Origin of the sequence: Enterococcus sp. AZ196 (assembly GCF_050498845.1) — a bacterium.
GTDB lineage: Bacteria > Bacillota > Bacilli > Lactobacillales > Enterococcaceae > Enterococcus_A > Enterococcus_A murrayae.
In genome coordinates, this window is the sequence record NZ_JBIPAM010000001.1 from 3,060,603 (window position 1) to 3,081,999 (window position 21,397).

Here is a 21,397-nt window from a genome sequence, read left to right on the forward strand (position 1 = left end):
AAGCGTTGGAATCATTATTCTGCTAGCAATCGAAGTTATTGGATAGTGATGATTCCTTCATTAAGATTGGCGGCTGCTTTTCTTTTAAACTATGATTTTTCGTCTTGATATATTAACGTTTGATCATTGTTGGGGATAAATTATCTACTATAAGCCGAATTTTTGAGCTTTGTTTTTATCCGTGTTACGGTACTTTATGTACTAACGGAACGTTTGAAGATCAGAAGGCACCATGATCTTCAACCAAAACCATAGCTTAGGAGGAAATTAGACATATGGGAAAACAGCAAGAGTTACCAGCAGTCGAAACACGTCTCTATATTAATGGTAAATGGGTGGAAGGCTCGGAAGGTACAAAATCGGTGATGAATCCTGCGACAGGAGAGACATTGGCAAGTGTTCATGTTGGAGGGAAAAAAGAAGTCGTTTCTGCGATTGAAGCAGCGAACCGAGCATTTCCTGACTGGTCGCAAACATCTGCAGCGGAACGGGCAAAATTAATGAATAAAATGGCTGATCTTGTGGAAGAAGATGCCGATCGTTTAGCAACAATCATGACGATGGAGCAAGGCAAGCCTTTGACACAAGCAAAGAGCGAGATTCAGACGAATGTGGAGAACCTGCGCTGGAATGCAGCTGAGGGACAACGTTTACTAGGAGAGATCGTACCGTCACCAGCAACGAATCAATGGCAGGTAAGAAAGCAAGCTGTCGGGGTAGTGGGCGCGATCACACCATGGAATTTTCCTTCGAATATGATTATACGGAAGATTTCACCAGCAATCGCAGCCGGCTGTACCGTGATTTTGAAGCCATCGAAGGAAACACCACTTTCTGCGTTGGCGTTGATGGAATTGTTTGATAAAGCAGGGTTTCCTGATGGAGTGGTAAATATCGTGCTGGGTGATTCCTCAACGATTGGATCGATCCTTTCAGAATCAGAGGATGTTCAAAAAATCACCTTCACTGGTTCAACAAAAGTCGGTCAAACGCTGAATGAACAGGCTGCACCGACTTTGAAAAATGTCTCGATGGAATTAGGCGGGCATGCGCCATACATTATCTTTCCAGACGCCGACATTGACCGCGCAGTAAAAACCTTGATTCAAACGAAATTTATCAACAACGGGCAGGTCTGTACGTCGCCAAATCGGATCTTTATCCATAAAGATATCAAAGAAAAAGTGACCGATCGAATCGTGGAAGCAATTAAAGATGTTACGGTAGGAAACGGCCTGGATGATCCGACAACTGGTCCGCTGATTAATCAAGCTGGTGTGGACAAAGTGACCGAGCAACTGAAGGATGCGACAAGCAAAGGCGCGAAAATTTTGGCTGGCGGTCATAAGCTGGAATCTGGCGAGTATGCGAATGGTAATTTCTTTGAGCCGACGGTATTAGACGGCGTAACGAAAGAAATGGACATTTTCTATCAAGAAACCTTTGGTCCGGTGATCCCGCTGATTACCTTCGAAGATGAGGAAAAAGTCATTGAGGACGCAAATGATACAGAATTTGGGTTAGCCTCTTATTTCTTTTCCACCAATATCCATACGGTTGAAAATGTCAGCAGTAAATTACAATATGGCATGGTCGGCGTGAACGATACAGCTATTTCGAACTCAGCAACACCATTTGGCGGAGTCAAGCACTCTGGTTTTGGACGTGAGAATGGGACGTATGGGGTAGAGGAATATGTAGATGTCAAATTCGTCAATATTCGTACGGAAAAATAGATCAATAGATAGAGCAAAGGGCGATCCTGTGAATGATATGCTACCCCTAACTAGGACAAAGAAACAATTAAATCTTAGTTAGGGGTTTTTAGTATGGGAAAAAGAAAGATGTCAGGGACTCCAGTAGAACGAGTGGCTATTGTTGAACAGTGTTTAAATGGAGAGATTAGTAGAAGCCAAGCTGCTCAGAAAGCTCAAGTAAGCATTAGAACGATTCGCAGGTGGTGTATTCTCTATGAAAATGAAGGACCAACTGGATTGCTCGCTACCAAGAAAAATAAGCATTATTCTAAAGATCTAAAATTGACAGCTGTTCGGGATTACTTAGATGGTAACAGAGGCCTTGATCAAGTTGCTCAAAAATATGGTTTAAGAAGTGAAAGGCAACTTCGAGACTGGATTAGGATATATAATACTCATGGAGACTTCAAATCAGAAAGTGGTGGAAGTAAAGTGAGACAAACAAAAAAATTCAGTCTAGATGAACGAATCGAAATGGTCCTCTATTGTATTGCCAATGAGTATGATTATAGCGGGACAGCTGTTAAGTACCAAGTGAACTATGCCAATTTATACCAATGGGTCAAACGATATGAAGAAAAAGGCAAAGCTGGTTTAGAAGATCGGCGAGGGCGACGCAAAGCCAAGCAAGTTAGCCGAACGCCTGAAGAAGAAGCGCAGATCAAAATCGCCCAACTGGAAGAACAAGTAAAGGACCAACAGATGGAGATTGATTTATTAAAAAAAGTCAGGGAATTAGAAAGGAGGGATCACTAGGACAAGTCCGAAAAATCGTGTCTTACGAAGCAATCAAAGAGCTTCACGAGGAAAAAGGCTATGCCATTCTCCCAATGTGTAAACTTTTACAGGTTACCCGTTCTGCTTATCTTCGTTGGATCAAACATCCGTATAGCGAACGAACAGTGGAAAATATGGAATTAGCCAAAGTAATCCGAACGATTCATGACGACCATCCAGAAAAAGGCTATCGCAGTATAAATAATACACTGAATCGAGAACATGATATCCATGTAAATGACAAACGCGTCTTGCGGATCTGCCGACACGAAGGCATTCAGTCAACGATTAAACATTCAGCCAACAGTATCACGAAACGTGCGAACCAACCCTATCATGTTGCCGAGAATATCCTAGATCGGAAGTTTACTGCTGAAGCGCCGAATCAAAAATGGCTGACCGATGTCACGGAGTTCAAATATTATGTGGGACCTGAAGTGAAGAAACTTTATCTAAGCGCCATTTTAGATTTGTATGATCGTCGTATCGTCTCTTACGTGATTCGGGATACGAATGACTTGAACCTTGTTTTTGATACCTTCGATCAAGCAGTTGCCCTTGAACCAGACGCTCATCCGCTCTTTCATAGTGATCGCGGCTTTCAATATACCCATGTGAATTTTTACAAGAAAATCGTTAAAGCAGAAATGACGCAAAGCATGTCTCGAGTAGGAAAATGTATTGATAACGGACCAATGGAAGGCTTTTGGGGGATTCTCAAACGCGAACAGTATTACGGCAGAAAATTTATCAGTCGCGACGAATTGATGACAATGATCGATTCTTATATCGACTACTATAACAATGGTCGCTATCAACGAAAACTGCACATCTTAACACCGATGGAATACCACAACCAATACTACGAAGCAGCTTAATGATTGTTTAGACGCTTCTTCAAATAGAAAAAAGCTGCCTTTCGCTAACCGAAAAGCAGCTCATAAACTCTTTAAATATTTCATTGTCCTATTGACGGGGTGCCCACCAGAAAAAGGATCGGTCTTTTTTATGATTAAATCAATGAATAAAAAGATGAAAAGAGAAATGTTCGATGTGTTTTCGGAAAATAGAAGTGCTTGTTTTTATTCATTATCATTCAAAAATATCATTTATTCAAAAGGGACAAAAAAAATTTAACTATTAGTTTCTAAAAAAATTTATTTTAAATTTAAAAAGTGAATTAAATAACTAGTGTGTTTCGTGAGATGTCATATGTGACTTGGCGAATATGACTTTCTATAACGGTTTTTATTTTTCTATGGGTAAAAGCAAAGAAGCTTCATATCAGTTACCATTATTATATAGCAGAACAACGGATAAACCGAAGCAATAATCCGTTTCAATATTATTGCTTGGCTTTTTCTTTTGTCAAACTAAAACAAAAGGAGGAGGGAAGTGTACCATTTTGATTGCTTCAAAGGAGTAGTGATAAAGGATTCAGTATGAAACAAAAGGGGTTTTGATTCATACACATATGACTACTAGCCTACTAGAGTCAACTGTTGGTGGGGATTAGCATAGGAGTTAGTGAAGAGGGTGAGGATATGAATTTTAGAGAAATTTTAGGGGTGAGCAATTTACGGCATCTGCGCTTAGTTGAATTGCTGTATGCATGTCGAACGGGACTATCAAGTGATCAGCTATTAGAGGAACTGGAATGCTCGCTCTCTGTTTTATTAAAGGATGTCAAACTGATTAATAGTCAGCAGGACGCCTTTCGAATTATGAAGTACAAAGGACTTTACCAGCTGCAGATCAAGTCTCATGTCAGTATTAATCGACTGTACGCTGATACGATCCAACAATCGCCGGAGTTCCAAATTATCGAGGAGCTGCTTTATGAAAAATGTGAAAACATTATTGATCTGTCGAAAAAGCTTTTTTTGAGTCCGTCAAAAACACAGCGAAATCTGAAAAAGATCGAGAGTGTATTGCTGAAAACAGGCATTAATTTGCACTACCGGCCGTTGCGTCTAGAGGGAAATGAAAGTGTTATCCGGCATATGTATTACCGCTATTTCATTGAGAAGTCGGATCGCTTGGATTCGTTGTATCGTGATTTGAAGGAGTTTCAAATCAAAGCCATCACGGAGCTAGTGAATCAATTTATTCAGGTGAATAAATTGGAGGACAATTATATTTCCCGTAAACGATTGGGGTACAACATGTATATTAGTTTGTGGCGGATCAAAAATGGCCACTATTACCCGAAATCAGAGCTGGATAGCGATTTGATGCTGCCGGAAAAGCAGAGCTTAGATGCTTTTAAACGAATGGCGATGGAGGTCTTTCGAGTGAAGCTGTCTTCGGACAAAATCAAGGATTGTCTCTGGTTGACCTATTCAGATGTGGTCGTTGCAAGTAAAGGGCAATTGCATAGTGCGTTAAGAAAAGAAGACGAGTACGCGGATTGCTATTATCGCCACCTAGAGCTTGTTGAGGAGTTCGACAGTCTTTTGAACTTCTCATTAGGCAACGAAAAGAAACAGGAATTGGCGATCGTTTTGCTGAATGAGCATCGTATCTATGAGCCAGATGGACAGCTGATCGATATTCTATTTCTTCAGCGAAAAATCTTCCTTGAAAAATTATCGGAGACCCATGATCAAGCCGTCAAAAAGGTAAAGAAAATCGTGGATCACTTTGTCCGACGCTATCAAATCTATCAAGAGGAAGATTTTGTTTGGAACTATGTCTATATCCTGATTACGATGGTCCCGCAGAGCTTGTCGCTATTAGCGAGCTGTGATCGGCCATTGAAGCTGTTATTACTGTCTGAGCTGTCACCGACAGAAGAATTTTTCTTAGGCAGTCAAATTGAAAACCAGATTTACGGGAACTTTGAGGTTCATTATGTGGAGAAGAAATTGACCAACGTGAATATCCATCGTTCTGAATTGGAAAAATATGATGCACTGATCACTTCGAGCAGTGTGGAAGAAGTACCGGAGGAATACCCGACTGTTGTGATCGATCCATTCTTAACGAATCAGGATGTGTTTCAGCTGCAGCAGCTAGTTAGTAAGCTAGCCGGCTGAAAGGGTACGTTTCCACCCAATAGAAGGGACGATGCAGACAAGCGCACGTCTTCAAGAAAAAAAGGCAGCGAGGAAATCGATTGATTTCCTTGCTGTCTCTTTGTTTGTCCTCGTATTTAGATGATTTTTCCATTTTTGTTATAGACTTTCGTTTCTTGGGAATGCTGGGGACCGGTATCCAATAATTGATCTAAGAGTTTGTAAGCATGGGGAAAATTCTTTGCATCAACTTTATCAAAGAATTGGCGGCCTAATTTTTCAAATTCTTTGGCTAACAGCTTTTCATTTGTTGGAATATCATATTTTGAGACCATATCAATCTCCCCCTTTAACTATGAACATCCTATTCTTTTAGTTTAACATGTGGGGCTCCGACGTCTATCCCAAAATTAAAAAAATCGTTAAAGAAGGGTAACCCTTCCTTAACGATCATTTTTTAGCGCTTTATTCTAGTTGGTTGTGCCGTAGTCCGAAACGGTTTCTTGAAGCGCTTTGGTAAAACGAGTGAGATTAATTCAAAGGGCGTGGCTAAGACTGTCCATGCGACTTGCCGAGCACTTGGATGGAAGTAATAAACCTGCATCAATACAAAATGCAATAGCAGTAGACCTGGTAATAACTCAAGACCAATCTGCCATGGCGCTTCCCAGTGAGTGAAGTAGCGCAGCAAACTCAATCCTAATGGATATAGGTAAAACAATGAGGTTACAAGGTTTACCCGCCAGCTTTTCGTCAATAAACGAATATTAAATAAGAAGAAAAGTGCTGAAAGAACGATTCCGATTGGTGGAAATAAACTGACTAGGAATGAGTAAACAACACCAAAAAGTAAGATCCCCGGTCCTTTGATCAATGCTGCAACGAGAATCAATAGTCCGATCAGTAATAATTGCTGCTTAATTGTTGCGATACATAAAAGGGCAAATAGTCCCAATGTCGCCCAATGCCAAAAACTGCTTAAGGGCTCCTTATCTGGATACCTTTGTTTTAAGTAGCGTGCGGCATTTGGAAAATCCTTTTGAAAATTAGGCATAAAATCATCTCTTTCTGATTGTACTTATTTATACTGCGCTAATTTAGCAAGCAGCACATCATGTTCTGTTTTTGAAATACATCGTTGTATTAAAGATCAAACGTTAATACATAGTATAGAGAGAATACTTGTCAGAAACATCCGACTTTCGACGGATTTTCTCTTGACTTGGAAAGCGTTCCAGAAATTATGATGAATGTAATCAAATAAAAGGACTGTTTTAAATGGAAAAAATAAGAAGATTAGGCGGTTCTCTGTTACCAGCAATTTCAGTTTTACCGGTGGCCTCCTTAATGCTGGGGATTGGTCAATGGGTAAATTCTTTTCAAAGTGATAGTTTCTTAGCCAATCTGTTAATCGTTACAGGCAATTTCATTTTAGGCAATATTTCAATTCTATTTGCTCTGTCTGTATCGATGGGACTAGCTAAAGGGGGCGATGTTTGTCTGCCAATCAGTGCGACTCTGGCGTTTTTAATGATCACAAATTTATTAAAAGGGACCTATTTAACTAAAATGGGGATAACAAATTTTGCTGATCGGATAGACGCATTAGAAAAGCTGAATAATCAGTTTATCGGGATTATTATTGGCGTACTTGTCGCCTACTTGTATAACCGCTTTTCAGAGACTAAGCTCCCAAAATATTTGGCCTTTTTCGATGGGCCGAGAATTGTACCGATCTTGACTGTTTTAGCAACGCTGATACTCGGGGGGATTCTATATTTTATTTGGCCGTATCTATTTTCCCTACTTGTCGATTTCGGCAAAATGATCAGTGGATTAGGGAGTGTCGGAGCGGGGCTTTTTGGCTTTTTCAACCGGTTATTGGTTCCTACGGGGCTTCATAATGCGTTGAACTCGGTTTTTTGGTTTGATTTAGCAGGAATAAACGATATTGCCAATTTTTGGTCCTCTAAAGGGGAAAAAGGAATCGTAGGAATGTATCAAGCCGGCTTTTTTCCTGTAACGATGTTTGGTTTGCCAGGAGCTGCATTAGCAATGTATCAGCATGCGTCAAACAGGAGTGAAAAATTGAAGTCGCTTCTGATTGCAAATACCTTTACAGCCTTTTTGATGGGGGTATCTGAACCAATCGAGCTGCTGTTTATGTTCAGCTTTCCCCCACTTTTTCTGGTCCATGCGTGTTTAACCGGCCTGTCTTTGTTTGTATGTTCGTTTTTCAGATGGACCGCTGGATTTGGATTTAGTTCCGGCTTAATGGATTATGTATTGAGTTTAAAAATACCGATAGCCAATCAGCCATACATGCTGCTAATAGTTGGTGTAGCAGCGTTCTTGCTGTACTATGTATTATTTTCATTTTTCATTAATAAATTTCAATCAGAGCTATTCACCGATGAGATCGGAAATAGTATAGAATAAAGAAAAAAGGAGAGTAAAAGATGAGTATTAAAATGATTGCAGTAGATATGGATGGGACCTTTTTAAATGATCAAAAGGAGTACAATCGAGAGAGATTTGAAAAACTTTTTCAACAGCTGAAAAAAAATAGCATCAGGTTTGTTGTCGCTAGCGGCAATCAATACGATCAATTAAAAAGCTTTTTTCCTGAGAATCATACCGAAATGTCGTTTATTTCTGAAAATGGTGCCAATATTGTTGTTGAAGGCAATGATTACTATAATGCGCAGCTAGCGATGGATCAGGTATTGGAAACGTTAAAAGGAATCAATGCACTGGAGCCGACAGCCATCGTAATATGTGGCAAGAGGAGTGCGTATGTCTCAGAGACAATGCCTGATGATGTTTTCGAAAGCGTACGGTTCTATTATCCGAGTATAAAAAAACTTGAGAGACTGGAAGACATCGCAGAAGAAAATGATGAGGTCTTCAAGTTTGCCTTGTCGTTTCCTAATGTCGGTATTGATGCAAAATTGGCAGCTTTAGTAGAAATTTTAGCAGGAGCAATGATTCCTGTTTCCAGCGGACATGGCGATATCGATCTAATTATCCCGGGAGTTCATAAAGCCTATGGTTTAGAAAAATTAAGCAAAGAGTGGGGAATTGATCCATCTGAAATAGCTGCTTTTGGTGATAGCGGCAATGATGTTGAAATGCTGTCGTATGCAGGTTCAAGTTTTGCCATGGAAAATGCTCAGGAAAGAGTCAAGCAGGTTGCAAATGGACTTATTGGTTCGAACAATCAGGAAAGCGTGCTGGACACAATAGAAATTTTGTTAAATTCTTAACCTGTTTTTTGTTAAAGTAAGGGATGTGAAGTGAAGTGGTGAATATCCGTGATATAGCACAGATGGCAGATGTTTCTTTATCTACAGTATCAAGAGTAATCAATAAGAATAAGTATGTTTCAGAAAAGACTAGAAATCATGTACAGAGTATTATTGATGAAACTGGTTATATAAAGAACGGCGTTGCTGTAAAGTTAAGTACTGGAAAAAGCGGCGTTATCGGGGTGCAGATTCCCTACAATAATACCTGTTACGATCAATTGATCGATAGTATTTTACTAACCGCCAAAGAAAAATATTATCAAGTCCAACTACTCCCAACATATTATGAGCAAGAAACAGAAAACTATTACTATGCTATGTTGGAGCAGAAATTGATTGATGGCTTGATTCTAACATCGCGGTCAGACTGTACGACCGATTTGGATCAGCTGCTGCTAAGAGGAAGAGTCATTTCGACTGAAAAATTAGAAAATGTAGGTGTGCCGATGATTTATGCGGATCGAGAACAAGCCTACGAGAAGGTATTCGCTCATTTATTTGAGCAGAAAGCGCAAGATGTCGTTTTTATAGCCAAAAGATCTTCCGAGCAAAGTATCACCACTCGAAATAAAATCAAAGCCTATGAAAAATATTTTGGTGAAGCGAAAGAAAATAAGAATTTCTTTATTGGCATCGATCAGTATGAGAGTGGGTATTCCTGGGCGCTAAACCAAGTCAAAGAGCAAAGAATCCCAGCATATATTTATGCCAATGGAGATAATACGGCTGCTGGAATTTTACAAGCTTTTCAAGAAAACGGCTGGGAGCATAATAAAGACTTCACGCTAATAGGCGAAGGCAACCTATCCTATAGCCGGATTTTCAATTTTTCCACAATTGATTTTGCTTCAGAGGAAATCGGCAAGGAGTGTGTCGAATTTCTTTTATCAGATAAGAAAACCATCAAGTGTGGAAAAGAACCAACATTTATTCTGCGCAAATGAGAATTGGAGCTGTAAGGCGTTAATCGCTTTAAAGCTCTAATTTTTTTATTTTTATCAATCAAGCGATTCTTCTTCATGGTAAAAAGATAAGTCGATTACTAGTGTTTAGTCTGTTTGCAGGCAGTATGTTAAAATAAGTTGATTCTAAATGGATTCAGAAGATAAATAGGGAACAGTATTAGGAGGACTAGCAATGATTTTTGATTCTCACACGCATTTGAATGCGGAGCAGTTTGAAAATGACATCCCAGAAACGGTCGAACGAGCACGTGGGCTTGGTGTGACGGAAATGGCTGTTGTGGGGTTTGATACACCAACGATTGAAAAAAGCTTGGAGCTGAACCAGCAGTATAATGGTATTTATTCGATCATCGGCTGGCACCCGACAGAAGCAGGGAGCTACACAAAAGCGATCGAAGAAGACTTGATCAATAAATTAACGTTGCCAAAAGTGGTGGCATTGGGAGAAATCGGGCTGGATTACTATTGGATGGAAGATCCAAAAGAGGTTCAGGACAAGGTTTTTCGTCGCCAAATCGCGATCGCTAAAGAAATGAATCTGCCTATCAGCATCCATACTCGTGATGCGTTGGAGGACACATATAAGATTTTGAAGGAAGAGGACATTCGTGACATCGGCGGGATCATGCACAGCTTCAGCGGTAGTGGAGAATGGGCGGAGCGCTTCTTAGATTTAGGGATGCATGTGTCTTTTTCTGGTGTCGTGACGTTTAAGAAGGCACTAGATGTTCAAGAAGCAGCAACTATTGTTCCAATGGACAAATTATTAGTGGAGACAGACGCGCCTTATTTAGCGCCTATGCCTTATCGCGGAAAACGCAACGAACCGGGCTACACCCGCTATGTTGTCGAAAAAATCGCGGAATTAAGAAATTTGTCGATGGAAGAAGTTGCGCGCCAGACAACAGAAAATGCGCATCGTTTATTTAGGATCAATGCCCATGACTAAAGAGAAAATCGAAGAGGTCATCGTTGTTGAAGGCAAGGACGATACCAAACGCTTGAAGGAAGTCTTTGATGTTGATACGATCGAGACTCGCGGGTCAGCGATCAACGAATCGATCCTCGAACAAATCGAGCATGCTCAAGAGACTCGCGGGGTGATCGTTTTTACCGATCCTGATTTTTCTGGAGAGAAAATCCGTAAAACTATTATGGAGACTATCCCTGATGCTCAGCATGCCTTTTTGTCTAGACGAATGGCGGCTCCGCAAAAACGCGGTGCAAGTCTGGGTGTGGAACACGCCAGCGATGAAGCGATCATTGAAGCTCTGCGCAAAGTTGTGACTCCGGCAGAAACGAATGAGGCAAAAATAGCTAGACAAACGCTGTTGGATTATGGTTTAATAGCGGGAGCTCAGGCTCGCGAACGCCGCGAGCGCCTAGGTGATGAGCTGAAGATCGGCTATACGAACGCCAAGCAATTAGAAAAACGATTGACGATGTTTCGAATCACCGAAGCACAGCTGCATGAGGCAATGAGGAAAGTAGAGGAAACTTTGTGAACAAAGATATAGCAACCCCTTCACGAACAAGAGAGATTCTGCAAAAGCACGGATTCTCCTTCAAGAAGAGCCTTGGTCAAAACTTTTTGACCGAACCAAACATTTTACAAAAGATCGTCGCTACCGCTGAGATCGATGAACATACCAACGTGATCGAAGTCGGCCCGGGAATCGGTGCTTTGACGGAACATTTGGCCCGCGCGGCGCATCAAGTTTTGGCTTTTGAGATCGATGATCGTTTGATCCCTGTTTTAGCCGATACCTTGAGCCCTTATGAGAATATCAAAGTCGTTCATAACGACATTTTGAAAGTTGATTTAAAAAAAGAAACCGAGTATTTTGATCAAGCAGGGTCAATCAAGGTCGTAGCGAACCTCCCGTATTACATCACCACACCGATCATGATGCATATCTTGGAATCAGAACTCGCCATTGATGAGATGGTAGTAATGATGCAGCGGGAAGTGGCTGATCGAATTTCGGCTAAGCCGGGAACCAAGGCATACGGTTCATTGTCGATCGCCGTTCAATACTACATGGAGGCGACGACCGCGTTTATTGTGCCAAAGACGGTTTTTATCCCGCAACCGAATGTGGACTCTGCCATTTTACGGCTAGTCCGGCGTGAAACGCCCGCAGTCGAAGTAACCAATGAGACGGAATTTTTCAAATTGACGAAAGCGGCTTTTAATATGCGCCGTAAGACTTTATGGAATAATTTGTTGAGCAGCTACGGCAAAGAAGAGGCCAAAAAAGCTTGGTTGGAAACCAGCTTAAAACAATCGGAGATTGATCCGAAGCGTCGTGGTGAAACCTTGTCGTTGGAGGAATTTGCTCGGTTATCGAATGCATTAGAGGCGAATAAGCAATCATAAAAAGAGCGCAGGCTCTTTTTATTTTTTCATTAAATCCCAACGAAATTTGTCAATTAAAACCGAACTCACCTATAATAGGAAGGTATATAAATTTTTTACTTGGAGGACACGATGAAAAAATTCCTAATTGGATTAGTAATAATAGCTGTATTAGCTACAGGCGGATACTATGCCTATACAACATTTTTCAGCAAAGAGGACACACCTAAACAAGAAACACGCAAGACAACGATAAAAAAAGCAAAAGAACCAGAAAAATCTGGAGAAACGATCAAAACCAGTGATTATAGCGACTCTGGCAACTGGTTGGCCAAGCCATCAGAAATTACCAGCCAAGCAGATGTTTTCATGCTGTATCCAACAGCCTATGCTCAAAAAAATAAAGATTCATCACCAGTAGCGAAAATTGATGACGCAACGATGCGTGCAGGTGCACAAGTATTCTTAGCGACTCAAGGCTCTGCCTTTGATACCAGCGGAAATATTTACGCTCCGTACTACCGTCAGCTAGACGCAAACTGGCTGTATTCAAAATCAAAAACGGAACAAAATGAATACGTCGATGGTGTACCAAAAGCAGATGTTTATGCCGCTTTTGACTATTACATCAAGCACGAAAACAATAATCGACCATTTATTCTAGTCGGTCATTCGCAAGGTGCTCGTATGATCAAAGCAATCATGTATGATTATTTCAAAAATAATCCTGGTGTCAGCGATCGCATGATTGCAGCCTATGTACTTGGGCAATCTGTGACACAACAAGAAATGAATGACAATCCGCAGGTGAAATTTGCGACTGGTCCAGATGATACGGGCGTGGTAGTTTCGTATAATACGGTTGCTCCAGATTTTACAGGAGAATTACCGACATGGGATGAAGGGGCATTAGCCATTAATCCGATCAACTGGAAAACAGATGGTACGCCAGCACCAGCCGAAGAGAATCTGGGGTCTTATGTCCGAAATGATGATGGAGACTACACGAAAGTCATGAATCTTGCCGATGCTACGGTTGATGGAACAAGAGGTCTGGTCGTGTCTTCAACTGTTGATAAAGCGAAATACGAAATGCCGGAAAGCACACGAAAACTTTATCCTGCTGGTTCGTATTTAAACAACGATATCAGCTTCTATTACTATAATCTGCAGCAAAATGCAGAAAATCGTGAAGCACAGTACTTTGCGACACATCCACAGACAGAGAGTGCTGAGCAACCAGCACAGGGAGACGGACAAGTTACTGATGCGGTTCAATAAGAGATAAATGACTATCAAATAGAGACAGGTTTTTAAATACAGTAGACAAAATCCATTTTTTATGGAGGATGTCTACTGTTTTTTAGTAAGCGGACGTAAAGGGGTCAACGAATTTTCATTGATTATGATTTCAAAAGGAGTGTCTATATTGCCGAGTACAGCAACAGTTTTATACGGACTATCCGTGCTGATCAACGCTATTATTATTTCACTATTTGTGTTTTTGGACCTTTCCTTGTTTGCTATCGGGAATCATTTTTTCTCTGAAAAGTAAAAAGCAGTGAGTGAAGTCTATTTACAGATAAATCTATGTGTAATTAGAGAACTGGTTTTCATTTCATTCATTTTTTTTGTAGCTTTTCTTATATATTTTTGTATAAATTTTTCCGTTATTATAATTCTGGATTCTTTGTGTTATACTTTTTATTCGGCATAAATAATTTTTTAAGGAGGTCTTATATGAAAAAAACGAATTTCGTAGTTGTTTTTTGGTTACTATTAACACTTATATCTTTCGTTATCTTTCTATTCAATTTTCACTCATTCTGGGACGCTATTTCTAGTCTGATTTTTACATCTCCAGATGGTTACCGGAGTAAAAATGATCTTTATCGTGAGATGTTTACGGATTTTCCAATGATGATAGTTACGTCTATAAGTTTTTATATCGGTCTAAAACAAGGATTGAAAGTTTATAACCAAAGTTAAAAATATATCGCTCATTTGATAGTTGCCTAGTGAAACTATTTTACTTAGCACCTGCAAACAAGCGTGCTGAGGTATTATTGAGCAAAAAAATATGTAAATAAGTGATCCAGTTTAATCAGCAGTATAATAAGTGAAACTGTCTATCAATGAATGATAGGCAGTTTTTTTGCATGTACAAAAGATTTTTAGTTCCTTGCACTGATTTTTCTAAGAAGCGGAATATAGTTCTGAGATCACCCATAGATACAATTCGTGATTATATGTTAGTTATAACGGAGTATCTTTAAATTATATAATAGATATTATTGCTTTGTTTGAGCTTGTAATGTATACTTTTTAAAAGTAAATAATAAAATAATAATATTTGTTGGTTAATTTCTTGTTGTCAGTATTCAAAATATCAGAGTGGCGTAAACACTTGATATAAATAAGCGAGAAAGGGTTTTGTGATGAAAAAATAGTATCGTTTTATTAAGCAATGAAGAACTGGGGGATGGATGATGCGACTTTTTAAGGTATTAAGGATTATTGAGAAAAATAATTTTGCTAAAAATTTTGAGGGAAATACGGTTTAATGTTGAATCCATTGACAAAGAAAAAAGCGAAGTTTTTATTCATAGGACTATTTTGCTTCTTACTATCACCAATGGTGACACAGGCAGAGGAAGCACAAGAATCACCGGGATTTACTGTGGAGAGTGTCGTTTCAGAAAAACAAGTCGATCCAAATCAAAGTTATTTCTATTTGAGCGTTGAACCGAATACTCTTCAGACGATTCAAGTGAAGGTCCGAAGTATTCAAGAAGAGCCTGTGACTGTCAGTCTAGCTATTCATGATGCGGTGAGCAGCTCTATTGGGTCGATTGACTATACCCAGAAAAAGCCGGAACTGGATGAGAGTCTAAAAGATCCGATTACAAAAATAGTCACGATTAAAGAGGATCCAAAAGAAGTGACCGTTGCTAATTTTGAAGAGAAGATCATTGAGTATCAGATTAAACCGCCTGAAGAGAATTTTCCGGGGATAAAGCTGGGAGCGTTACGATTTGTAAAAAATGACACGGGAAAAGCACAAACAGGAGGCTTAAAAACTGAATATGCTTATGTTATCGCCTTAATGCTGACAGAGGACGGCGAAGATTTTAATCGCGGAGCTGATTTGACATTAAAGAGTGTCGGTATGAAACGCTCAAAAGGCAAGAATGTTGTCGCGGCAAAGATTCAAAATCATCAGCCGAAAATGTTACAAGAAGCGAGCATCATGGGCAATATCAAGCGTAAAGGGGCGAAGAAAGTTTTAAATAAGTTTGAAATCAAAGAATTTTCAGCAGCACCTAATTCTAATTTTGAATTTAACGTTCCATTAGATAAAAAAAATCTATCCGCAGGTACGTATGTCTTTACCGGCGTTGTTAAGAGTGATGATCAAACGTGGCGCTGGAAGAAAGAATTCAATGTCGCCAGAGAAAAGGATAGAAAATTAGACAGCAACAAACAGGCGCAAACGCCAAAATGGCAGGAACAATTTCCTATGGTTGTTGGATTGATCCTGTTGGCGTTAGGAGTTCTGTCTATTTCAATAAAACAAAAACAGCGTCAGATAAAATGAGGAGTGTAGTAAAAATGTTAAAGAAAAGAAATTGGTTGGTACTATTTGCCTGCTTGACTATCGGGTTTCCAATGCATACATTGGCAGCAGATAACGCCACAACCGAGGTAGGGATCGGTTTTGCAGACGAAACATCGAAGCTAGAAGAATCAAAGCAGGATGATTCAAAAAAGGCTGGCACGCTACAAGGAGATAATCAGCAGAAAGGAAATGTCGCTTCTAGCCAAAGCGGGAGAAAGTTTTTGCCAAATACTGGAGAGAAAGAAATGTACATGATTCAAGTTCTTGGATTTGTTTGCCTAGCAGGAGTTTTTTTGGCAGCATTATTCTTTAATGTTAAGAAGGAGGGCAAGCATGAATAAAAGAATGGGTTCAATTCTGAGTTTAGGATTATTAACACTATCATTATTACCGTATACTGCGATTTATGCTGAAACAACAAAAAGTTCTACTGTTGAATCCACATTATCGTCTGTGGCAGAAGATCCGTTAAAAGAGATCAGAAAACAGACTGGCAATTCCGCGACAACAGAAGCAGACAGCGGCCGTGATCAAAGTTCAGCTAAAGCTGATAAGCCACAAATGACGGGAGAAGCAGATAAGGCAGCGTCTGCCGCGAATAATTCACCAAAAAGTACTCAAGGAACCGTCAGGCCTCAAGCAACAACACTAAAAGAAGGAAATCTAGGAGATTCAGCACCATATGATATTGATGCTAAATTTGCACAGGCTTTGAGAACAGATGCAACGATTAGCCACACCCATGCTTCATGGAGCGGGTTTGGAAAAGCTGAAAACACGCTAACAGTGGATGACATGGCAGCGTTGACTTCTATTGAAATAAATCAAAAAGCATTGAGCAGCTTAAAAGGAATAGAATATGCAGTAAATTTGAATGTGCTTAAATGCTACAATAACCAACTTACAGAGCTGGATGTTAGCAACAATCGTTCTTTGCAAGAATTGATTTGTTACGACAATCAATTAACGAGCTTAGATGTGACGCAAAATTCCGTATTAAAGAGATTAAGTGTATTCAAAAATCAGTTAACGACATTAAATGTCAATGGTTTAACCGAATTGGAGGACCTTACCTGTTATGGGAATCAGCTGCCTTCGATTGATCTTAGTACGAATACTAATCTGCGACAATTGACCTGCTATAATAACCTGTTACCATCAATAGATGTCACTCATAATAAAAAATTGAGTTATTTGAATCTTCGTAACAATCAATTACCTGTGATTGATGTCAGCGAGAACCTAGAATTGGAATTTCTTGATACTTCTAAGAATCAGCTGCCTGCATTAGATGTTACCAAGAATGCGCAATTGACGACACTCTATACAAGTGATAACAGCTTGCCTACATTAGATATTAGTCAAAACCCAGAGCTGCAATATTTAGTTTGCGACTACAATCAACTGACGAGTTTAGATGTCCGCAAGAACCCTAAATTAATTGATTTAACTTGTTCTGTTAACCAGCTCACGGCATTAGATTTAAGCAACAATCCAAAATTAAGAATGCTGCAAAGTTACAGTAACAAGTTAACGCAACTCGATATGAGTAATAACCCTGATTTAGAGATTCTGTATTGTGATGGGAATCAATTGACTGAGTTGGATGTGACAAAAAATACTGCGATGACCATTTTGAGATGCAGTGCAAATCAATTAAAAGAACTCGATGTCAGTAAAAACACTGCTTTAGAAAGTCTGGAATGTTTTGCTAATCAGATTAGTGATATTACTAGCATGAATGGGCTGACGAAACTGACGAAATTAAAAGCATCAAGTCAAAAGATCAGAATACCAGCTCCAGCAGTGACAGACGAAGAAACAATGATTGATATCTTGAAAACAACGAATCACGCTGGTTTGAAGGCAACGAATGGTTATATAGGAAAAGAGATCATTCCTTATCCTACTTTTTCAACCGATGGGGACGCTATCAAAATGGCGGGAGTTACTAGGTTAGCCTTAATCAATAAATCCATTAACTTCAGTTATGATGGGACACAATTAGGCGAAGGCAACAGCGCTGGAGAAAAAGAGTTCTCAGGCTCAATCTATTTTGATGCTGTCAGTGAGCTGGATAACCAAATAGAAGCGACGCCTAAAAAGGTGCACGATGGTAAAAAAGTAGCCTGGAAATGGACGATTAACAGTTTCTTGCCTAAAAAAGCAGAAGAGATTAAAGGGACTTTGGACTTACCAAAAGGATTAACAATTATTCCAGAAAGTATCAAAATTGATGGTATAGCGGCGACGATTGAAGATATCAATGGAACGAATAGTCTTGGCGAGTTGGATCAAGATGAGTCCAAAGTGATTTCCTTTGAGACTAGAGCGAAAGGAAATATTGGAGACTCGTTGGAAGTAGAAGCTCGAGTAGATTGGATAGATGACACTGTCGCAAGTCCCTATTTTAAAATAGCTAAGGACAGTATTCAGATTCAAGAAGAACAAATTGAAGAACCAAAAGATGGAGGCATTGCTTTATTATCAGCACCGACTTCTTTTAACTATGGTGTGAAGAAACTTCAAGCTAAAGAGACTTCCTACACGTTGAATGCGGAGCAGTACACAGACAATAAGGACGTTACAACAGAAGGTTTTTATGCGCGAATGAAGGATGAACGTACAAACAGTAGAGGCTGGAAATTGACAGCTCAGCTTTCAGACTTTAAAGACACTGACAAAAATGTGATGCCTAATAGTAGCGGAGCTGCTTTAAGCTTTGATGGAGTTACGATTGAATCAGTTACCAACCAAGATACTCCACAAGAGACGATCAGCACTTCAACGATGGGAGCACCAAGCAAGGTCAAAGCTTCGGAAAGTATAGTTGCTGGTGCAAGTCCTACCACCTTAGTTTCAGCTCAAGATGGAGAAGGAAAAGCAACATGGCAGCTAAGGATTCCATTTGACAAGGTCTCACTAAATTTACCGGCTAATGCTGGGAAAAAAGGGGAGAAATACCAAGCGAAATTAACGTGGTCACTAGATAATACACCGTAAATTCTCCAATAAACGCTGCACTTAGGTTTGACGAAATGAACATGCGCTCTTTATGAACAAGTGACGTGATGCCAAATTATTTTGGTCGAGATTAGCGCTTCAGGCTGCTTGTGCGAGCAAGCAGCCTGAAGAAGTCTGGAAGAGTAAAAACCATTAGAATGGGGTGATAAAAATATTTCGAATTCTTTTTTTGACGAAAAGTCCCTATACAGAATTAACGCTTGAAGAAACTCTTCGTAAATTAGGGCACGAAGTTTTTTGCAGCAGCAGCTTAATAAAAATGTTGAAATATCAAGAAAAGGCGATGGAGCTTTTGGATACTTTTCAGATTGTTTTATTAAGTGAGACCATTCCTAACAGAGAGACCGAAGAATTATTAGAGCGGACAAGTCTGAGTAATGTCATTGTTTTGCAAATAGTGGAGAAGATGCCTGAGGAAGAAGAGCTGCTAAAAAAACAGGAACAAGGGATTAATTATTTCTTATCTAAACACGCTTCTTTAGAAGAAGTTCGTGAGCTGTTAAGCTTTGAAGGAATAGGCGATTTTGGTACCCAGAGTAAGCATTCGTCTTCTGAATGTGTGAGTATTACCGATAAAGAAGTATTTTTATCGAAGCTGTCTCTGACGCCCCAAGAACAAAAATTGTTACAAGAGTTGATAAGAGTGAAGGGGAAGGTTCTATCGCGCAAGGAGTTATGTCAGCAGATCTGGAATAAAGAACTGACAAATTCGACGCAATCACAGCTATCATTTCTAATTAAAAAGATTAAAAGAAAGATAGAGGATGCAAACCTCGATAGTTCTTGCATCAAAACTCTTTGGGGCAAAGGGTATTCATTTGATGATGTCCATTTGACCCAAAACAAACGTGAATACTGAAAAAAGTGATCAGCTGCTTCTGCTGATCACTTTTTTTATCACAAAGAACTAATCCAAGCTTTTATCCAAAATAGAACGCAAAACCGTTTCTCGTAATTCAATCGAATTCACATTGTTTTCGATCTCATAGCCTTGAACCAGCAGATCACATACATACAATTGAGAAATTTTTCCGGCTAAGGAAGCACCGTCTAAGAATTCCTCGATCGCAGTTTGCAGGACAACATCTGCTAGTTGGGCAATGGGTGATAACTGATAATTGGTAATAGCAATTATCTTTGCATGATTTTTCTTTGCGATCTGCAGTGAATCATGAGTGTCTTTGGTCCTGCCCGATAAAGAGAGGCCGATAACTAGGTCCTTTTCTGTCAGTAAAGAAGCGACTTGCGCTTGGAAGTGAGGATCAATGACAGAACGAGATTGAACCCCTACGCGCAGCAGCATTGCTTCCAAGTCATTGCCGGTATTGCCGCTTGAGCCTACACCAAAAATATAAAGTTGGTTTGCTTCGGTGATTAATTGGACGGCTTGTCTAAGCTGTTCGGTATCTAATCGTTGATTTGTCGTTTTTAATGCATTGTTGATGGTTTTCGTTCGTTTGTCAAAAAGATCAGATTCTTGAGAATCTTCTTGCTGCTTGCTGAAATCCTCTTTAGCAATTGCAATTTTTAAATCAGAGAAACCGGAGAAACCGATTTTTTGGCAAAACCGAATAATTGTCCCGTCGCCCACATTTGTCGCTCCACGAATATCGCTCATGGTACTGTGAACGATTTTTTCACCGCTGGACAAAATATAGTCGGCAATTTTTTTTTCTGATTTGGTTAGCGTTGAGTAATTTTCTTGGATCGTATACGTAATGGTCATATTTTCTCCTTTAGTCCTTGCGTTGTCATAATGAATTATACGTCAAAACAACTTTTTTTTCATTTTCTATTTACATTTCTGAAAGCGCATGCTATATTTTTGGAGTAATAATCCAAAATATTTTAAAAACGGAGTGAAAATGGAGCGTGAAGAAAAAAGAATTTTTGAGTGCTGTAAAGGGCGGATTGATTGTTTCTTGTCAAGCATTGCCGGGAGAACCACTATACACATCAGAAGGAGGGATCATGCCATTAATAGCATTAGCTGCAAAAGAGGCCGGGGCAGTTGGGATTCGTGCCAACACAGTCAGAGACATCCTACAAATTAAGGAAAAAGTGGATCTGCCAGTCATCGGCATCATCAAGCAAACCTATGCTGGTTCTGAAGTGTTTATAACACCGACCATGAAGGAGGTTGACGCATTAGTAGCTACTGGGGTGGACGTTATCGCTTTTGACTGTACTTTGCGTCAGCGACCAGATAATCAAGCGATCGATCAATTTATCAAGCAAGTCAAAGAGAAATATCCTGAGCAATTATTCATGGCGGACATTGCAACCTTTGAAGAGGGAGTCAATGCTTGGCATGCGGGGATGGATTTCATTGGGACCACTTTGAGAGGCTACACAGACGCCGCTGCGCCAACAACTGAAGAGTTGGTAAAAGCATTGGTTGCTGAAGGAGTATCGGTTATTGCGGAAGGACAGATTCATACACCAGAGGAGGCGAGAAATATACAAGATCTAGGAGCAGCTGGAGTGGTTGTTGGCGGTGCGATTACACGACCGAAGGAGATTGCAGCTCGTTTTATTCAAGCGCTGACAGAATAAGAATGATGGTTTTTA

At 39.8% G+C, this 21,397-nt stretch carries 20 protein-coding genes; 17 read left to right on the plus strand and 3 right to left on the minus strand.

What is annotated here, in order from left to right; genetic code table 11:
• Window positions 1-275: 275 nt before the first annotated feature.
• The 4 genes from IGI67_RS14765 to IGI67_RS14780 all read left to right on the plus strand — a co-directional run bounded on the left by IGI67_RS14765 (window position 276) and on the right by IGI67_RS14780 (window position 5,572).
• A complete protein-coding gene (locus tag IGI67_RS14765; RefSeq protein WP_429958182.1) occupies window positions 276-1,736 on the plus strand; it encodes an NAD-dependent succinate-semialdehyde dehydrogenase in 1,461 nt (486 codons plus the stop codon).
• 93 nt (window positions 1,737-1,829) lie between these two features.
• Window positions 1,830-2,513: a transposase gene (locus IGI67_RS14770; protein ID WP_429956748.1), complete on the plus strand. Its 684-nt coding sequence runs from the start codon at window positions 1,830-1,832 to the stop codon at window positions 2,511-2,513.
• Window positions 2,514-2,530: 17 nt separating this feature from the next.
• Window positions 2,531-3,412, plus strand: a complete 882-nt coding sequence (locus IGI67_RS14775; RefSeq protein ID WP_429956747.1) for an IS3 family transposase — start codon at window positions 2,531-2,533, stop codon at window positions 3,410-3,412.
• Window positions 3,413-4,078: 666 nt separating this feature from the next.
• A complete protein-coding gene (locus IGI67_RS14780) occupies window positions 4,079-5,572 on the plus strand; it encodes a helix-turn-helix domain-containing protein (RefSeq protein ID WP_207110018.1) in 1,494 nt (497 codons plus the stop codon).
• 116 nt (window positions 5,573-5,688) lie between these two features.
• On the opposite strand, the gene IGI67_RS14785 is transcribed toward IGI67_RS14780, so the two are convergent.
• Both IGI67_RS14785 and IGI67_RS14790 read right to left on the minus strand, forming a co-directional pair.
• Window positions 5,689-5,886, minus strand: coding sequence for a hypothetical protein (locus tag IGI67_RS14785; protein ID WP_429958183.1), 198 nt, complete (start codon window positions 5,884-5,886; stop codon window positions 5,689-5,691).
• A gap of 122 nt (window positions 5,887-6,008) precedes the next feature.
• Entirely contained in the window at window positions 6,009-6,605 is a 597-nt protein-coding gene (locus tag IGI67_RS14790; RefSeq protein ID WP_207110016.1) for a hypothetical protein, read from the minus strand.
• 224 nt (window positions 6,606-6,829) lie between these two features.
• Here IGI67_RS14790 and IGI67_RS14795 point away from each other — a divergent pair, with 224 nt between their 5' ends.
• The 12 genes from IGI67_RS14795 (at window position 6,830) to IGI67_RS14850 (ending at window position 19,685) form a co-directional block, all read left to right on the plus strand.
• On the plus strand, window positions 6,830-7,990 hold the full coding sequence (locus IGI67_RS14795) for a PTS transporter subunit EIIC (RefSeq protein ID WP_429958184.1): 1,161 nt from the start codon (window positions 6,830-6,832) through the stop codon (window positions 7,988-7,990).
• A gap of 20 nt (window positions 7,991-8,010) precedes the next feature.
• Window positions 8,011-8,817 (plus strand): Cof-type HAD-IIB family hydrolase, encoded by an 807-nt coding sequence (locus IGI67_RS14800; protein ID WP_429958185.1) that lies wholly within the window; start codon window positions 8,011-8,013, stop codon window positions 8,815-8,817.
• A 38-nt stretch (window positions 8,818-8,855) separates the two neighbouring features.
• Entirely contained in the window at window positions 8,856-9,803 is a 948-nt protein-coding gene (locus IGI67_RS14805) for a LacI family DNA-binding transcriptional regulator (protein ID WP_429958186.1), read from the plus strand.
• A gap of 193 nt (window positions 9,804-9,996) precedes the next feature.
• Complete coding sequence (locus tag IGI67_RS14810) at window positions 9,997-10,773, plus strand: TatD family hydrolase (RefSeq protein ID WP_429958187.1); 777 nt, start codon at window positions 9,997-9,999, stop codon at window positions 10,771-10,773.
• The gene (gene rnmV / locus IGI67_RS14815) at window positions 10,766-11,329 is read left to right on the plus strand and encodes a ribonuclease M5 (protein ID WP_207110011.1); all 564 of its coding nucleotides are present in this window, start codon (window positions 10,766-10,768) and stop codon (window positions 11,327-11,329) included. The genes IGI67_RS14810 and rnmV overlap by 8 nt, the downstream gene beginning before the upstream one ends.
• Window positions 11,326-12,204, plus strand: a complete 879-nt coding sequence (gene rsmA / locus IGI67_RS14820) for a 16S rRNA (adenine(1518)-N(6)/adenine(1519)-N(6))-dimethyltransferase RsmA (RefSeq protein ID WP_429958188.1) — start codon at window positions 11,326-11,328, stop codon at window positions 12,202-12,204. Before rnmV ends, rsmA begins: the two co-directional genes overlap by 4 nt.
• 111 nt (window positions 12,205-12,315) lie before the next feature.
• Window positions 12,316-13,464: a DUF3089 domain-containing protein gene (locus tag IGI67_RS14825; protein ID WP_429958189.1), complete on the plus strand. Its 1,149-nt coding sequence runs from the start codon at window positions 12,316-12,318 to the stop codon at window positions 13,462-13,464.
• 148 nt (window positions 13,465-13,612) lie between these two features.
• Entirely contained in the window at window positions 13,613-13,738 is a 126-nt protein-coding gene (locus tag IGI67_RS14830) for a hypothetical protein (RefSeq protein WP_429958190.1), read from the plus strand.
• 1,008 nt (window positions 13,739-14,746) lie between these two features.
• The gene (locus IGI67_RS14835; RefSeq protein ID WP_429958191.1) at window positions 14,747-15,781 is read left to right on the plus strand and encodes a DUF916 and DUF3324 domain-containing protein; all 1,035 of its coding nucleotides are present in this window, start codon (window positions 14,747-14,749) and stop codon (window positions 15,779-15,781) included.
• A 14-nt stretch (window positions 15,782-15,795) separates the two neighbouring features.
• Window positions 15,796-16,143 carry an LPXTG cell wall anchor domain-containing protein gene (locus IGI67_RS14840; RefSeq protein WP_429958192.1) on the plus strand — a complete coding sequence of 116 codons (348 nt, stop codon included), beginning with the start codon at window positions 15,796-15,798 and terminating at the stop codon, window positions 16,141-16,143.
• Window positions 16,136-18,805 (plus strand): WxL domain-containing protein, encoded by a 2,670-nt coding sequence (locus tag IGI67_RS14845; protein ID WP_429958193.1) that lies wholly within the window; start codon window positions 16,136-16,138, stop codon window positions 18,803-18,805. Before IGI67_RS14840 ends, IGI67_RS14845 begins: the two co-directional genes overlap by 8 nt.
• Before the next feature lie 280 nt (window positions 18,806-19,085).
• Window positions 19,086-19,685, plus strand: coding sequence for a winged helix-turn-helix domain-containing protein (locus IGI67_RS14850; protein ID WP_429958194.1), 600 nt, complete (start codon window positions 19,086-19,088; stop codon window positions 19,683-19,685).
• A gap of 48 nt (window positions 19,686-19,733) precedes the next feature.
• Here the strand turns inward: IGI67_RS14850 and IGI67_RS14855 are convergent, their stop codons facing one another.
• Window positions 19,734-20,552, minus strand: a complete 819-nt coding sequence (locus IGI67_RS14855) for a MurR/RpiR family transcriptional regulator (RefSeq protein WP_429958195.1) — start codon at window positions 20,550-20,552, stop codon at window positions 19,734-19,736.
• Window positions 20,553-20,698: 146 nt separating this feature from the next.
• Here IGI67_RS14855 and IGI67_RS14860 point away from each other — a divergent pair, with 146 nt between their 5' ends.
• Complete coding sequence (locus IGI67_RS14860) at window positions 20,699-21,382, plus strand: N-acetylmannosamine-6-phosphate 2-epimerase (protein WP_429958196.1); 684 nt, start codon at window positions 20,699-20,701, stop codon at window positions 21,380-21,382.
• Window positions 21,383-21,397: the final 15 nt, after the last annotated feature.